Raw genomic sequence first — 14,740 nt, forward strand, 5'->3', positions numbered from 1 at the left:
CCAGCACGCTCTCGCCCGCCCGCAGCCGCCCGGCCAGGGTGAGCACGTTGTAGGCCGTGACCAGCACGGTGAGGCCCGCGACCGCCTCGTCGGGCAGGTCGTCGGGGACGGGGTAGGTCAGGACCGCGGGCGCCAGGACCTCCTCGGCGTAGGAGCCGCCCACCGGGAAGGCCACCACCCGCTGGCCCGGCTCGAGGCCCCTCACCCCCTCCCCCACCGCGTCCACCACGCCCACGCAGTCGAGGCCCGGCGTGAAGGGCGGCTTGGAGCCCGCGTCGTAGCCCCCACGCCGGGCCTGCACGTCGGCGTAGTTGACCCCCGTCAGCCGCACCCGGATGCGCACCTGTCCCGCTCCCGGCTGGGGCGGGGGCACCTCGAGCGGGCGCAGTTGCTCGGGCCCGCCGTGTTCCTCGACCACGATGGCTTTCATCCGATTGGGGTCTGGGGCGGGAGACCCTGACCAAACTGGGGTTTGGTCAGGGAGGTAGAGCCCCGGGCGCTCGCCAGAGCGCTACACCCACTCACCTCCTTTGTGGCGAGATAAGCCTCGGGAACACGGTTCCCTGAGTGCCGGCATCGCCGGGGGCCTGGCGGCCCTTCACTGCGTACCTTGAAACCCGGGGTAGGGGGTTGGTACGGGTAGGGTTTCGCACCGCACCCAGCCGCCGTACCGTAAAACTCCGACGGCCTTGCTCCCAACGCACCCCCTAGGGGGAGGCTTCTTTGAGCAGGTGCAATGCCCGAAGAGCTGGCTCGACGGGCAGGGGCCGTTGTAAACCGGCCCGGATTCTGAGGATCTCGTCTATGCATCGTCTCTCCTCGGAAAGCCCCTACCGGACTGCGTAGCGGTTGGTAGGGGTGGTTTACGCAGGGAGTATAAGCAGCGCGGCGCCCCCGGTGCAGTGCTCTACAATGAACCTTCGTGACGCCCGAACGCGAACACAAACTGCGCACGGTGCTCGCCCGCCGTCAGCCCGACCTCACCGTGCTGATGGAGCAGGTCAACAAGCCCCACAACCTCTCGGCCATCCTGCGCACCTGCGACGCGGTGGGGGTGCTCGAGGTCCACGCCGTCCCGCCGCAGAAGGGCCTGCCCGCGCTCGAGGAGCCCGAGGAAGGCTCGCTCGAGGCCATCCACCGCGTCCGCACCCACAACGACACCTCCGGCTCGGCGGCCAAGTGGGTGGGCCTGCACGTCCACCCCGACACCGCCACCGCCGTCGCCCACCTCAAGCGCCAGGGCTTCAAGGTCTACGCCACCCAGCTCTCCGAGCACGCCGCCGACTACCGCACCCTCGACTACACCCAACCCACCTGCGTCCTGCTGGGCGCCGAGAGGTGGGGCGTGAGCGAGGAAGCCGCCGCCCTGGCCGACGGGCACATCGTCATCCCCATGCTGGGCATGGTGCAGAGCCTCAACGTCTCGGTGGCCGCCGCCGTGATCCTCTTCGAGGCCCAGCGCCAGCGCCTCGCCGCCGGCTTCTACGACCACCCCCGCCTGAGCCCCCAGCAGCAACAGGCCGTGTGGGAGGCCTGGACCGACCCCAAACGGCGGCGCCAGGGCTAGGGGTTTTTTCGTCCAGCAAGGCTGAGCCGCACGATATACCGAGTCCAAGCCGACAACCCCTTGCCAAAGTAGCATTTGAATGCTACTATCACCCTTGTTGGTAGCATTCAAATGCTACCATTCAGGGTGCCCGCTCGGGCACGCGAACTTTGACAACGTGGCTCCTGCTGCCGGTGGTCCAGCTTCGACGGACGCCGTGCGCACGGGAAGGGCGCTCGAGGCCTCGAGCGCTCAACCGAAGCGCGGAGACGTGGGTAGAAAACCCCACCCGGCAGCCGTTCATGGAGCGGTTCCCATGAATGCCCGCCACGAGTGCTCGTGGGAAAGGCGAACGGGCTCCGAGACCTTGTGGGAAGGTTCGAATCCTGCCGGGCCCGCCACGCGGAAATAGCTCAAACGGGCAGAGCGCCTCGTTGCCGACGAGGAGGCTGTGGGTTCGAGCCCCACTTTTCGCACCAGCCCTCGTGGGCACGCTGGCGTAGCTCAGACGGTAGCAGCGCTTGTCTGAACCAAAGGGGTGTGGGGCGGCAGTCCCCGACCAGACCGTAGTGTGGTTGGTCGGGGAAGGATAGCCCCACGCCGCCCTGGTTTCGGGCGGCTACTCTTTCGGCTTGCGCTGGCCCCGGATGTACTGCTTGAGAACTTCCAAGGGCGCTCCGCCTGCGGTCATGATGGCGTAGGAGCCCGACCACAGCACGGGTTTCCGGTAGAACTGGCCGAGGTGTTCGGCGTGGTGCTTGCGGAGGGAGCGGCTGGTGACGGTCTTGAGGCTGTTGACGAACTTAGCGGGCTCTACGGTCGGGGTGGCCTCGAACAGCAGACGTACGTGGTCGGCCTCGCCGGAGAACTCCACCATTTCGCAGCCCCATTGCTGGCACACCTGGGCGACCTTCTCCCGCAACTCCCCCAACATGGCCCCGGTCAGGCACTTGCGCCGGTACTTTGTGACCAGAACCAAATGGTACGAGAGGCGGAAAGCGGCGTTGTTGGCGGTCTTGAGCCTGACCATAACTGTAGGGTACGCTGGGGACGTGCAGACCCGCCAGGTGCAGATTCCCTATCGGGACGGACTGGCGTCCGTACGCCAGGTGCGGTACAAGCTTTACCCGACCCAGGCTCAGCTTGAGACCCTGGAGCGGTGGAACCGCCTGCACTGCGATTTGTACAACGCCTGTATTGAGCAGCGACGCCGGGCTTGGGCCATACACCCTTGGGTGTACGGGCACCAGCCCATCCCGAAGGGAATCTACCCCTGGGAACCAGGGGGCGGGGAGGGGCCGAGGTCTAGCCCCGTCGAACCGCGAAACCCCGACCAGACCGCGCATGCGGTTGGTCGTGGGTAGTTCATGGGAATGGGCATACCTCCTTGTGCGAGACGCAAGGGTTTGGGGTTCGAGTCCCCCTGGGGGCACTCGGGGAGAGTAGCTCAAGAGGGTAAGAGCGCCGGAAAAACTCGGAGCCGGTAAACCGAACAGGTATGGCGCAGGCCAAAAGCCGTCGCGGGTTTACGGATGCACTGGCTGGCGGCTCGAGGTGGTGAGCCTCGAGCGGGTTTGTAACTTGCCGCAGGAAGCGCGTTTCCTAAAAGCGACAGCGCCTTTGTGTGGGTTCGAATCCCACCTCTCCCCCCTTTCAGGCCCAAAAACGCGGCTCCGTGACGCCAATTGGCAAACCTTCCACGCTTAGAACGTGGAGATTGGGAGTTCGAATCTCCCCGGAGCCACCAAAGGCCCCCCGGTAGCCCAATCGGCAGAGGCAACCGCCTCAAAAGCGGCTGAGTGTGGGTTCAAATCCCACCTGGGGGACCAGGAACCGTGGAAGGGTGGGGGAGCAGTCGAAACCACCTCACTGCCAAGGAGGCGGGCTAAAGCCCCGCAGGTTCGAATCCTGCTCCTTCCGCCAGCGGCCCTCTCGGCTGTCCGAGGGGGCTATTTCGTGGAGGCGTAGCTCAATTGGCAGAGCCCTCGACGCTTCCTCGAGACCGCGTAGGTTCGACCCCTACCGCCTTCACCAAAACTGTCCCGCCCACGGCGGCGGGCTTCGCGCCTTCGTAGCTCAACGCAGAGCGGCTGCCTCTCGTGCAGCGCGGTGCAGGTTCGAGCCCTGCCGAAGGCCCCAGAGGGCGCTCGAGCCCAGGAAGGAGGTTGAGAAGTCATGGAGGAAGTGGCAAGGCGGCTGAACATTGACGCGCCCCGCGTGCTGGTGCTGAACGCGGGTTACCAGGCGTTGGGGATCGCCAGCATCCGCCGGGCGGTGAGCCTGGTGATGGCCGGCATGGCGGAGGTGGTGGAGGACAGCGGCGAGTTCCTGCGCACCCCCAACGCGCTCTACCCCGTGCCCGCCGTGATCCGGCTGGGCAAGATGGTGCGGCCCCGCGTCCACAAGGTGCGGCTCGAGCGCCGCAACGTGTTCAAGCGTGACGGTTACGTGTGCCAGTACTGCGGCCGCCCCGCCCGTGACCTCACCCTCGACCACGTGCTGCCCCGTAGCCGCGGCGGCCCCAGCACCTGGGACAACCTGGTCGCGGCCTGCCGCCCCTGCAACCACAAGAAGGCCGACCGCACCCCCGAGGAAGCGGGCATGAAGCTCCTGCGCGAGCCACGCCGCCCCACCCAGGCGCTGTGGCTGAACATCCTCGAGGTGCCCCGGGAGTGGCGCGGCTACTTCAGGAGCTGACCCGAAGACCCTGCGAGGCGGAGAGGAATTCCTCTCCGCTTTTTGTGTTTAACAGCCCCCCACCGCCTTTTCCTGGCGCGTCGGACGTTGGCAGCGCTCCGACCTTCCTGGGGAACGCCTGCCATCCTGCCGCCCACCACCTTCGCCCTGGGAAAGCAGGGCGTGCGGGACTGGGAGGGCATGCGCAACCTGCCCAAGGCGCTGCGGGCGGAGCTGGCCGAGCGCTACCGGGTGTCGGAGTTCGCGGAGGTCACGCCCTTCGTGAGCCAGGACGGCTCGGTGAAGTACCTCTACACCCTGTGGGACGGCAAGAAGACCGAGGCCGTCTACATGCCTTACGTGGGCCGCCGCACCATCTGCGTCTCGAGCATGGTCGGCTGCCCCGCCGGCTGCACCTTCTGCGCCACGGGCAAGATGGGCTTCGGGCGCAACCTCACCGCCGCCGAGATCCTCGACCAGATCCTCTTCGCCGCGCACCACCAGGGGCACTCCCCGCGCGAGATCCGCAACGTGGTGCTGATGGGCATGGGCGAGCCGCTGCTCAACCTCGAGCACGTCTTCACCGCCGTGCGCCGGATGCTCGACCCCGAGGCCCTGGCGATGAGCCCCCGCCGCATCACCCTCTCGACGGTGGGCATCCCGCGCGGCATCTACCGCATGGCCGAGGAGGACCTGGGCGTGCGGCTGGCCCTCTCCCTCCACGCCCCCGACGACGAGACCCGCAAGCTCATCATCCCCACCGCCCACCGCTACAGCCTCGAGGAGATCATGACCGCGGTGCGGCACTACTACGCCAGGGTCAAGCGCCGGGTGACCTTCGAGTACACCATGCTCAAGGGCCTCAACGACCACCCCTGGCAGGCCAAGGCGCTCGCCAAGCACCTCGAGGGCCTCTCCGCCCACCTCAACCTCATCCCCTGGAACCCCTGGGAGGGCGCGCCGCACCAGGGCACCCCCAAGGAGCACATCCTCAAGTTCGCGGCGATCCTCGAGGGCATGGGCGTGCCGACCTCGATCCGCTGGAGCCGGGGGCGCGACGTGGGGGCGGCGTGCGGGCAGCTCGCGTTGAGGCAGCCGGCGTGAGGGTGGCGGTAGCTGAACGCCGAACGCGGGTCGTGCGTCGTGCGTCGTACGTCGTACGTCGTACGCCAAACGCTAAACGCAAAACGCGAGACGCCTTGTTCCCCCTTGGCAAGGGGGGCTGGGGGGGAATAAACCCTCCCCGCGCGGGGAGGGACGGGGAGGGGTGACCACGGACCACAGGCTGACGGCTGCCAGCTACCTCGCGTGCAACGGCAGGAACGCCTCGAGCTCCAGTTCCTCCACGTGCCAGTCCTCGTGGGCGATCTGGAACTCGCGCTGTTCGGCCATGAACTGGGCGGCTTCGCGGAGGACGGTCTCCACCCATACCCCGTCGTAGCCGAGCAGGCTGAAGCCCACCACCTCCCACTCGTGGTCGTCCTGGCCGGCAAGGCGGGCGGCCGAGACCGGGTAGCGGCTGCGCAGGCGTTCGATGGCCGGCTTGACCAGGGCGCGTTTTTCCTTGAGGCTCTTGACCCAGGGCATCTCGAGCCGCGCCGTGTAGACCCCTAGATAGGCCTTCATTGCCCCTCAGGGTAGCAGGATTCGCTCGGGAGCGCTGTAGACGTTGAAGGATTCGCGCAAAAAGCCCACCAGCGTGAGGTTGAATTGCCGCGCGAGCTCCACGGCCAGGCTCGAGGGGGCCGAGATCGCGGCCAGGACGGGCGCTCCGGCGGCCAGGGCCTTCTGGCACAGTTCGTAGCTGGCCCGCCCGCTCACCAGCACCAGCCGCTCGCGCAGGGGCAGGTGGCCCTCGAGCAGCGCCCAGCCGATGAGCTTGTCGAGCGCGTTGTGCCGCCCCACGTCCTCGCGCACGGCCAGCAGGTCGCCCCCCGGGTCGAACAGCGCCGCCGCGTGGAGGCCCCCGGTGCGCTCGAACAGCCCCTGGGCCTGGCGCAGTTTCTCGGGGAGGCGGGGCAGGACCTCGGCCCGCACGCGGCTCGCGTCCTCCAGCGGGCGCTGCCCGCGCAGCTCGAGCTGCTCCAGCCCCGCCTTGCCGCACACCCCGCAGGCGCTGGTGGTGTAGAAGTGCCGCTCGAGGCGCTCGAGGTCGGGGACGCCCTCCCCGCGCAGCTCCACGTTGACGATGTTGTACTGCTGGGCCTCGCCGGGGTCGGTGCAGTAGGCGATGCGGCGAATTTCGTCGCGGCTGCGGATCACCCCCTCGGCGTAGAGGAAGCCCGCCGCCAGCTCGAAGTCCTGGCCCGGGGTGCGCAGCGTGACGGCCACCGTCTGCCGCTGCTCCCCCGCCAGCAGGCGGATCTCGAGCGGCTCCTCGGTCACGAGGTCGTCGCTGTGGGCGCGGGCGCGGCCCTCAGCCACCCGAAGCAACGACGTCCGGACCTTGGCCGGGGGCCGGGTGCGGCTGGAGTTCGATGAAGGCATAGGCTTCCTTGTAGGCGGGGATCTTGGCTTTCTCCGAGCGCAGGCTGGGGTCGAGCAGCACGTTGCCCTCGGGCCAGTGGACCTGCAGGGTGCCGGGCCGTACGGGGGCGGGGAAGACCTGGCACTCCAGCCGCCCCAGCGGGTTGCTCAGCCAGACCCGCTGTCCGGGCTGAAGCCCCAGCCTCCGCGCGTCCTCCGGGCTGATGAGCACCGCGTCGCGCGGCGCGGAGTTCACCGGGTCCTTCGCCGCGTGCACCATGCTGTTGAACTGCTTGCCCCGCCGCGTCACCAACCGGAAAGCGCCGGGGGGAACCTGCGGGCGGGGGATCTCCACCGCCCGGAAGCGGGCCTTGCCGTCCGGGGTGGGGCAGACCCCGCCCGCGCAGAGGTGGGGGCCGCCGTACTGGAAGGCGTCGCCCTTCTTCGCCAGCCGCTCGATGCCGGCGTACATCGGGACCACCCGGGCGATCTCCTGGCGGACGGCGGCGGTGTCGGGGAAGTGCAGCCGGTCGGCGAGGTCGCCCTTCACCTTGCGGGCGACCTCGAGCAACACCTCCCACTCGGGCCGCGCCTGCCCGACGCGCGGGCCCGGGATCTCGGGGCTATAGATCACCCGGCGCTCGGTGCTGGTCTCGGTCACGCCGCCCGGCACCTCGTAGCGGGTGGTGGCCGGCAGCAGGATCACCTCGCCGCCCGGCTCGGCGAGCATCTGGCTCGAGAGCACGATGTCCTGGTGCACCCGCAGCTCGACCGCCTCCAGCGCTTGCCGCACCCGCTCGGGGTCGGGGAGCACCTCGAGGAAGTTGCCCCCCACGCTCCACAGCACCTCGAGCTCGCCCCGCGAGGCGGCCTCGAGCATCTCCGGCGCGGTGAGTCCCGGCTGTCCGGGGACCGGGAAGCCCCACCGCGCCTCGAGCGCGCGGGCGTTCTCCGGGCTGATGGGCACGACCCCCGGGAACACGCTGGCGTAGGCCCCCATCTCGGCCCCGCCCTGCACGCCGGAGTGCCCCCGGATGGGCATCAGGCCGCAGCCCTCGCGCCCCAGGTAGCCCCGCGCCAGCCCCAGGTTGATGATCGCCTGCACCGCGTCCTCCCCGGTGCGGTGCTGGGTGATGCCCATGCTCCACACCAGCACCGCCCGCTCGGCCTCCATCAGCATCCGGGCGAAGGCCAGCATCTCCTGGTGCGAGACCCCGCTGCCGGCCTCCAGCTCCTCCCAGCGGGCCGCCCGCAGCGCCTGTGCCAGCGCTTCGAAGCCGGTGGTGTGGGCCTCGACGAAGCGCTCGTCGAGGCCGCCCTGCTCGAGCAGGTGCTTCAGGGTCCCGGTGATGAAGGCGATGTCGCCCCCCGGCTGCACCAGGAAAAAGCGGTCGGTGATCTTGGTGCCGAAAAGCGCGCTCTCGGGGTCGGAGGGCACCCAATAGTGCTCCATGGCCGGCTCGCGGTAGGGGTTGACCACCGCCACCTTGGTCCCGGCCTTCCTGGCGTAGTAGAGGTACTTCATCATCACCGGCTGGTTCACGGCCACGTTGGAGCCGAAGAACACCACCAGGTCGGTGCCGATGAGGTCGCGGTAGCTGCACGTCGTCGCCGCCACCCCCAGCGACTCCTTGAGCGCGACGGTGCTGGGCGAGTGGCAGACGCGCGCGGCGTTGTCGATGTTGTTGGAGCCCAGCGCCCGCACCGCCTTCTGGGCCGCGTAGTAGGTCTCGTTGGGGATGCCCCGGCTGGTCAGGTAGAAGCCCATGCGATGGGCGTCGGTCTTGCAGAGCTTGAGCGCGATGCGGTCGAGCGCTTCGGCCCAGGAGACGCGCCGGAAGCCCTTCTCGCCCTTTTTGCGGTGCATGGGGTAGGGGAGGCGCCCCAGCTCGCGCAGCTCGGCTGAGGATTTTTCCCGCAGCGCCTCCACGTCCTCGAGCACCCCCACGTCCAGAGGCCCCATGGTGTTGAGCCGCAACAGCCGCAGCCGCACGTTGCACAGGTGGACGCCCGCGATGGTCCAGTCGCGCATCCCGTAGGTCCCCAGCGCGCACCCGTCGCACACCCCGTCCTGCAGGATGCGCCAGGCATACGCCAGGTTGTCGGCGTTCTCCCCGATGGCCCGGAAGACCTCCGCGAAGTTGTTGGGCTTGTGCAAGCCGATCCCGAGGGGGCGCCTCGAGACCCACAGCTCCGGATTCCACCCTTTCTTGACGGGTTTAAGCCCCACAAAACCTCCGAATGCCGCTATTCTACAAACCTCGGCCCTCCGTGAGGCGAACGCAGCTCCCAATAAGAGCAGAGATGTTCCTCACGAGCAAAGTATCGTGAATGAAATCACTAGTTGTTGGAGTGGTTAGCCATCAGCAGTAAGCGCGTGGCTCATGGCCTGTGGCGAAAGGAACCCCTCCCCGCGTGCGGGGAGGGGGTATCCCCCCCAGCCCCCCTTGCTAAGGGGGGTTGCGTCTCGCGTACGACGCAGGACGTACGACCCGCGTCTTGCGTTTTGCGTCTTGCGTCTTACGTCTTGCGTCTTGCGTACGGCGTAGGACGTAGGACGTACGACCCGCGCGTAGCGCTCGGCGTTCAGCGCTCAGCACACGCCCTACTTGATCAGCCCGAGCTGCAGCACCGCGTCGCGCTCTTCGGCGAGTTCCTTGGCCGTGGCGTCCATCTTCTGGCGGCTGAACTCGTTGATGTCGAGGCCCTGCACGATCTCGAAGTCGCCGTTCTTGCACACGCAGGGGAAGCTGTACACCAGGCCCTCGGGGATGCCGTAGGAGCCGTCGGAAGCGAAGGCCATGCTCACCCAGTCGCCCTCGGGGGTGCCCAAAGCCCAATCGCGCATGTGGTCGATGGCGGCGTTGGCGGCGCTGGCGGCCGAGGAGGCCCCGCGGGCTTCGATGATCTCGGCGCCGCGCTTGGCGACTTTGGGGATGTAGGTGCCCGCGTACCACTCGTGGTCGCCCACCAGCTCGTAGGCGTTCTGGCCGTTCACCTCGCAGTGGTAGAGGTCGGGATACTGGGTGACGGAGTGGTTGCCCCAGATGGTCATCTTCTTGATCGCGGTCACCGGCACGGTGAGGCGGGTGGCGAGCTGGGAGATGGCCCGGTTGTGGTCGAGGCGGGTCATGGCGTGGATCTGGCGGGGCTCGAGGTTGGGCGCGTTCTTGTAGGTGATGAGCGCGTTGGTGTTGGCCGGGTTGCCCACCACCAGCACCTTCACCCCCTTGCGGGCGCTGTCGGAGAGGGCGCGGCCCTGCGCGGTGAAGATGGCCCCGTTGGCCTGGAGCAGGTCGGCGCGCTCCATGCCCTGCTTGCGGGGCATCGCGCCCACCAGCAGCGCGTAGTCGGCGTCGCCGAAGGCCACGTTGGGGTCGTCGGTAGCCACCAGCCCGGCTAAGGTGGGGAAAGCGCAGTCCTCGAGCTCCATGATCACGCCCTGCAATGCCTTGAGGGCGGGGGTGATCTCGAGCAGTTGCAGGATGACGGGCTGGTCCTTGCCCAGCATCTCCCCGCTGGCGATGCGGAAGAGCAGGCTGTAACCGATCTGACCGGCGGCGCCGGTAACCGCGACACGTACGGGCGACTTCATGAACACTCCTTTCGATTTGCCACGCCCTCTCGGGCGGGTGTTTGCCGCCCAAGATCATACCCTTGTCGTGCGGGGTACGTCATATGCTATGTCGAACGCTGGGCGCAGGGTGCGGGTCGTACGTCCTGCGCCCGGCGTCCTACGTCGTACGTCGTACGCAAGACGCAAGACGCAAGACGTAAGACGTAAGACGCGGGTCGTACGTCGTACGTCCTGCGTCGTACGCGAGACGCAACCCCCCTTAGCAAGGGGGACTGGGGGGGATACCCCCGCGTGCGGGGAGGGGTCCGCCACGAGCCACAGGCTGCGTGCCTTTTGCTGACGGCTGAAAGCTGCCGGCTGAGGGCTTATTGCTTTTCATCTGATGAAAATATAGCGCACCTGATGAAATGACGTTAGGATAGCTGGCAGTATGAGCGTTAGCCGGTATTACGACGTCAAGCGTGACGAGCGTGGTCAGCGGTATCTCGAGCCCTACATCAACGGTTTTTCGCTGCTGGGGCTGCCGCTGTTGAATAAGGAGTCGGCTTTTACCCGTGAGGAGCGGCGGTTGCTGGGGCTCGAGGGGCTGTTGCCGCCGCACGTCTCGACGCTCGAGGAGCAGAAGGAGCGGCACTACCGGCGCTACCGGCTCCAGGCCTCCGACCTCGAGAAGCACATCTTCCTGCGCACGCTGCAAGACCGCAACGAGGTGCTGTTCTACGCCCTGCTCGCCGACCACATGTCGGAGATGCTGCCCATCCTCTACACGCCTACGGTGGGCGAGGCGGTCAAGGAGTTCTCGGCCATCTACCGCTTCCCCCGCGGCTTCACCGCCTCCACCTTCGACATCGACCACGTCGAGCAGACCCTCGCCAACGTGCCCCTGGAGGAGGTGCGGCTCATCGTCGCCACCGACTCCTCGGCCATCCTGGGCATCGGGGATCAGGGCTTCGGGGGGCTCGCCATCGCCATCGGCAAGCTCTCGCTGTACACGGCGGCGGGGGGGGTGGGCCCCGACAAGACGCTCCCCGTCGGCCTCGACGTGGGCACCGACCGCCAGGACCTCATCTCCGACCCGCTGTACCTGGGGGCCAAGCACCGCCGGCTCACCGGGGAGGCCTACCTCCAGTTCCTCGACAAGTTCGTCGAGGCCGTGCGCAAGCGCTACCCCAAGGCCCTCATCCAGTGGGAGGACTTCAGCAAGGACACGGCCTTCGCCGTGCTCGAGCGTTACCGCAAGGTGCTGCCCTCCTTCAACGACGACATCCAGGGCACCGGGGCCGTCACGCTGGCGGGGGTGCTCTCGGCCTGCCGCGTCAAGGGGGAGCTGCTCGGCGACCAGCGCATCATCGTCTACGGCGCGGGGGCGGGCGGGATCGGGGTGGCCTGGGCCCTCAAGCAGGGGCTCATGCGCGAGGGGCTCAGCGAGGAGGAGGCCCTTTCCCGGCTGTTCGTGCTCGACTCCCAGGGCCTGCTGGTGGAGGGGCGGCGCATGGAGCCCTACAAGCAGGCCTTCGCCCAGAAAGCGGCGGCGCTGGAGGGCTGGAACTACACGGGCAACGTCCCCAACCTCATCGAGGTCATCCAGAACGCCCGGGCCACGGTGCTGCTGGGCCTCTCGGGCCAGCCGGCCTCCTTCACCGAGCCCATCGTCAAGGCCATGCTCGCCAACACGCCGCGCCCGGCCATCTTCCCCCTCTCCAACCCCACCTCCTCCTCCGAGGCCCTGCCCGAGGACCTGGTGCGCTGGACCCACGGCACGGCGATGGTGGCGGCGGGCAGCCCCTTCGCGCCCGTCGAGTACGAGGGCCGCACCTACCCGGTGGGCCAGGGCAACAACGCCTTCGTCTTCCCGGGGCTGGGCTTCGGCGCGGTGCTGGCGCAGGCCGAGGAGGTCACCGACGCGATGGTGCTCGAGGCCGCCTACGCCCTCTACGACTACACCTCCACCCACCACCCCGACCGCGTCTACCCCCCGGTGGGCGAGCTGCGCGAGGTGAGCAAGTTCGTCGCGGCGCGGGTGATCCGCCGGGCGATCCAGGAGGGGGTGGCCCGGTCGGAGAAGCTCAAGCGCCTCGACTTCACCGGCCTGAAGGATTTTGTCGAGGACCGCTTCTGGAAACCGCAGTACCTCCCCTTCAAGCCGCCTAAGTGAGGCGGCCTCGAGTTTGCCGCCGTACCGGTGTGAGCCGATTTTTAGCACCGGCCGAAGATAACCGTATAATCAGGGCATAAGGGCCGGAGGCGGCCTTGGGGCTTATGGACAAGGACAGACCGGTTTACATCATCTCGGTGGCGGCCGAGCTGGTGGACATGCACCCCCAGACCCTGCGCCTCTACGAGCGCAAGGGCCTCATCGAGCCCAAGCGTTCGGGGGGCAAGACCCGCCTCTACTCCGAGCGCGACGTGGAGAAGCTGCGCGAGATCCGCCGCCTGACCCAGGAGCTCGGGGTCAACCTGGCGGGCGTGGAGGAGATCATGCGGCTGCGGGAGGAGCTGTGGGCGCTCGAGCAGCGCTTCCGCACCGAGGCCGAGCGCCTGCAGAAGGAGCTGGGGGAGAAGCTGCAGGATTTGCGCATGCCCCCCGCCCTCCCCGCGCCTTCCGAGGGCAAGCCCAAGCGCCACGTCCCCGACAAGGAGCGCCCCGTTTACGTGATCTCGGTGGCCGCAGAACTCGTGGACATGCACCCCCAGACCCTGCGCCTCTACGAGCGCAAGGGGCTGGTCAAGCCCCGCCGCTCCGGCGGCAAGACCCGCCTCTACTCCGAGCGCGACGTCGAGAAGCTCCGGGAGATCCGGCGCCTGACCCAGGAATTGGGCGTGAACCTGGCCGGCGTGGAGGAGATCATCCGGCTGCGCGACGAGCTCGACAGCCAGCAGGTGCACCTCGAGGCCGAGGTGGCCCGCCTGCGCCTGGCCCTGCTGCGCGAGCTGGGCTCGGGCGAGGGCGAGAAGGAAAAGACCCCGACCGCAGGCTGAGGGCCCCCACGCCCGTATAATCGCCCCGTGAGCCATCTCGAAAACCTGCTCGAGTTCCTCCGCATCCCTTCGGTCTCCGCCAACCCCGACCACAAGGCCGACGTCGAGCGGGCCGCCCGCTGGCTCGAGGCCAAGCTCGCCGGCCTGGGCTTCGCCGCCGAGGTCATCCCCACGCCGGGCCACCCCATCGTCTACGCCGAGAAGATGGTCAGCCCTTCGGCCCCCACGGTCCTGATCTACGGCCACTACGACGTGCAGCCCCCGGACCCCCTCGAGCTGTGGCACACCCCGCCCTTCGAGCCGGTGGTGCGCGACGGCCGTATCTACGCCCGCGGCGCCTCCGACGACAAGGGCCAGGTCTACGCCCACATCGCCGCCGTGGAGAACCTGGGCGACGGGCTGGGCGTGAACGTGAAGTTCCTCATCGAGGGCGAGGAGGAGGTGAGCTCGGTGCACCTCGAGCCCTTCGTGCGGGCCAACCGCGAGCGCCTGCAGGCCGACGTGCTCCTCATCTCCGACGGCTCGATGTACGCCCCGGGCGTGCCCAGCCTCGAGTACGGCCTGCGCGGCCTGGTGTACATGGAGGTGCGGCTCGAGGGCGCCGCCCGCGACCTGCACTCGGGCACCTACGGCGGGGCCGCCCCCAACCCCGTCCACGCCGCCGCCTGGATGATCGCCCGGCTCAAGGGCGAGGACGGGCGCGTCCTGGTCCCCGGCTTCTACGACGCGGTGCGCCCGCTGAGCGAGGCCGAGCGGGAGAACTTCGCCTCGCTGCCCTTCGACGCCGCCGCCTTCGCCCGCTCCATCGGCGCCGACGCGCTGCCGGGCGAGCCGGGCTGGGGGGCGCTCGAGCGCACCTGGGTGCGGCCCACCCTCGACGTCAACGGCATCTGGGGCGGCTACCAGGGCGAAGGCTCCAAGACCGTCATCCCCGCCAAGGCGGGCTTCAAGTTCTCCATGCGCCTCGTCCCCGACCAGGACCCCCACGCCATCCGCGAGGCCGTCACCGCCTACCTCCACCGGATCCTCCCCGAGGGCTACCGCATGAACGTCCTCTACCACGGCACCGGCAAGCCCGTCGTCACCGACCTCGAGTCCGCGCCCATGCGCGCGGCGGCGCGGGCCCTCGAGCAGACCTGGGGCCGCAAGCCCGTCTTCACCCGCGCCGGGGGCAGCATCCCCGTCGTGGCCGACTTCCAGGAACTCCTGGGCATGCCCATCGTGCTGCTGGGCATGGGCCTCAACGACGACAACCTCCACTCGCCCAACGAGAAGTTCGACCTCGAGTGCTTCGAGAAGGGCATCCAGGCGAGCGAGAACCTGCTGCGGCTGTTGGCTCAGGGATAAAGAGCGGAAAGCGGGAAGTGGTCAGCTATCAGCCGTCAGCCGTCAGCTAAAGGCTTGTGGCCTGTGGCGAGGCCGAGCGGGAGAACTTCGCCTCGCTACCCTTCGACGCCGCCGCCTTCGCCCGCTCCATCGGCGCCGACGCGCTGCCG

General features: G+C 68.4%; 12 protein-coding genes and 6 tRNA genes. 12 read left to right on the plus strand and 6 right to left on the minus strand.

All coding sequences use genetic code 11. The annotated features are described in order from the left end of the window. On the minus strand, nt 1-430 hold a 430-nt coding region (locus Mterra_RS12120; protein ID WP_170159649.1), incomplete at its 3' end, for a quinone oxidoreductase family protein. Between the two features lie 492 nt (nt 431-922). Here Mterra_RS12120 and trmH point away from each other — a divergent pair. Continuing rightward, nucleotides 923-1,567, plus strand: a complete 645-nt coding sequence (gene trmH, locus Mterra_RS12125) for a tRNA (guanosine(18)-2'-O)-methyltransferase TrmH (RefSeq protein ID WP_119315428.1) — start codon at nt 923-925, stop codon at nt 1,565-1,567. A 381-nt stretch (nt 1,568-1,948) separates the two neighbouring features. After that, nucleotides 1,949-2,025: transfer RNA gene (locus Mterra_RS12130), tRNA-Gly, on the plus strand. Between the two features lie 140 nt (nt 2,026-2,165). On the opposite strand, the gene tnpA is transcribed toward Mterra_RS12130, so the two are convergent. Next, a complete protein-coding gene (gene tnpA, locus Mterra_RS12135) occupies nt 2,166-2,576 on the minus strand; it encodes an IS200/IS605 family transposase (RefSeq protein ID WP_119315429.1) in 411 nt (136 codons plus the stop codon). A gap of 639 nt (nt 2,577-3,215) precedes the next feature. Between tnpA and Mterra_RS12140 the strand changes: the two genes are divergently transcribed. From Mterra_RS12140 to rlmN, 7 genes are all read left to right on the plus strand, one after another. Beyond that, nucleotides 3,216-3,293 (plus strand) — tRNA-Leu (locus Mterra_RS12140). A gap of 5 nt (nt 3,294-3,298) precedes the next feature. Continuing rightward, nucleotides 3,299-3,375 (plus strand) — tRNA-Leu (locus Mterra_RS12145). A gap of 8 nt (nt 3,376-3,383) precedes the next feature. Then, nucleotides 3,384-3,469, plus strand: a tRNA-Gly gene (locus tag Mterra_RS12150). A gap of 35 nt (nt 3,470-3,504) precedes the next feature. Beyond that, a tRNA-Lys gene (locus tag Mterra_RS12155) sits at nt 3,505-3,580 on the plus strand. A 31-nt stretch (nt 3,581-3,611) separates the two neighbouring features. Further along, nucleotides 3,612-3,685: transfer RNA gene (locus tag Mterra_RS12160), tRNA-Glu, on the plus strand. Nucleotides 3,686-3,721: 36 nt separating this feature from the next. After that, a complete protein-coding gene (locus tag Mterra_RS12165; protein WP_245971614.1) occupies nt 3,722-4,243 on the plus strand; it encodes an HNH endonuclease in 522 nt (173 codons plus the stop codon). Nucleotides 4,244-4,366: 123 nt separating this feature from the next. Then, nucleotides 4,367-5,326: a dual-specificity RNA methyltransferase RlmN gene (rlmN, locus tag Mterra_RS12170; RefSeq protein WP_245971616.1), complete on the plus strand. Its 960-nt coding sequence runs from the start codon at nt 4,367-4,369 to the stop codon at nt 5,324-5,326. 195 nt (nt 5,327-5,521) lie between these two features. Here rlmN and Mterra_RS12175 read toward each other — a convergent pair whose 3' ends face one another. The 4 genes from Mterra_RS12175 to Mterra_RS12190 form a co-directional block, all read right to left on the minus strand. Next, nucleotides 5,522-5,848: a DUF503 domain-containing protein gene (locus Mterra_RS12175; RefSeq protein ID WP_027892974.1), complete on the minus strand. Its 327-nt coding sequence runs from the start codon at nt 5,846-5,848 to the stop codon at nt 5,522-5,524. 6 nt (nt 5,849-5,854) lie between these two features. Beyond that, a complete protein-coding gene (gene fdhD / locus Mterra_RS12180; RefSeq protein ID WP_245971615.1) occupies nt 5,855-6,646 on the minus strand; it encodes a formate dehydrogenase accessory sulfurtransferase FdhD in 792 nt (263 codons plus the stop codon). After that, nucleotides 6,639-8,918: an FdhF/YdeP family oxidoreductase gene (locus tag Mterra_RS12185; RefSeq protein ID WP_119315431.1), complete on the minus strand. Its 2,280-nt coding sequence runs from the start codon at nt 8,916-8,918 to the stop codon at nt 6,639-6,641. The genes fdhD and Mterra_RS12185 overlap by 8 nt, the downstream gene beginning before the upstream one ends. A gap of 375 nt (nt 8,919-9,293) precedes the next feature. Then, a complete protein-coding gene (locus Mterra_RS12190; protein WP_119315432.1) occupies nt 9,294-10,283 on the minus strand; it encodes a malate dehydrogenase in 990 nt (329 codons plus the stop codon). Nucleotides 10,284-10,695: 412 nt separating this feature from the next. Here Mterra_RS12190 and Mterra_RS12195 point away from each other — a divergent pair, with 412 nt between their 5' ends. From Mterra_RS12195 to Mterra_RS12205, 3 genes are all read left to right on the plus strand, one after another. Further along, nucleotides 10,696-12,420, plus strand: a complete 1,725-nt coding sequence (locus Mterra_RS12195; RefSeq protein WP_119315433.1) for an NAD-dependent malic enzyme — start codon at nt 10,696-10,698, stop codon at nt 12,418-12,420. A 104-nt stretch (nt 12,421-12,524) separates the two neighbouring features. Beyond that, nucleotides 12,525-13,244 carry a heat shock protein transcriptional repressor HspR, fused homodimer type gene (gene hspR / locus Mterra_RS12200; protein WP_119315434.1) on the plus strand — a complete coding sequence of 240 codons (720 nt, stop codon included), beginning with the start codon at nt 12,525-12,527 and terminating at the stop codon, nt 13,242-13,244. Between the two features lie 27 nt (nt 13,245-13,271). Beyond that, the gene (locus Mterra_RS12205) at nt 13,272-14,591 is read left to right on the plus strand and encodes a dipeptidase (protein ID WP_119315435.1); all 1,320 of its coding nucleotides are present in this window, start codon (nt 13,272-13,274) and stop codon (nt 14,589-14,591) included. The last annotated feature ends 149 nt before the right edge of the window (nt 14,592-14,740 follow it).

It is taken from the genome of Calidithermus terrae, assembly GCF_003574345.1.
Lineage (GTDB): Bacteria > Deinococcota > Deinococci > Deinococcales > Thermaceae > Calidithermus > Calidithermus chliarophilus.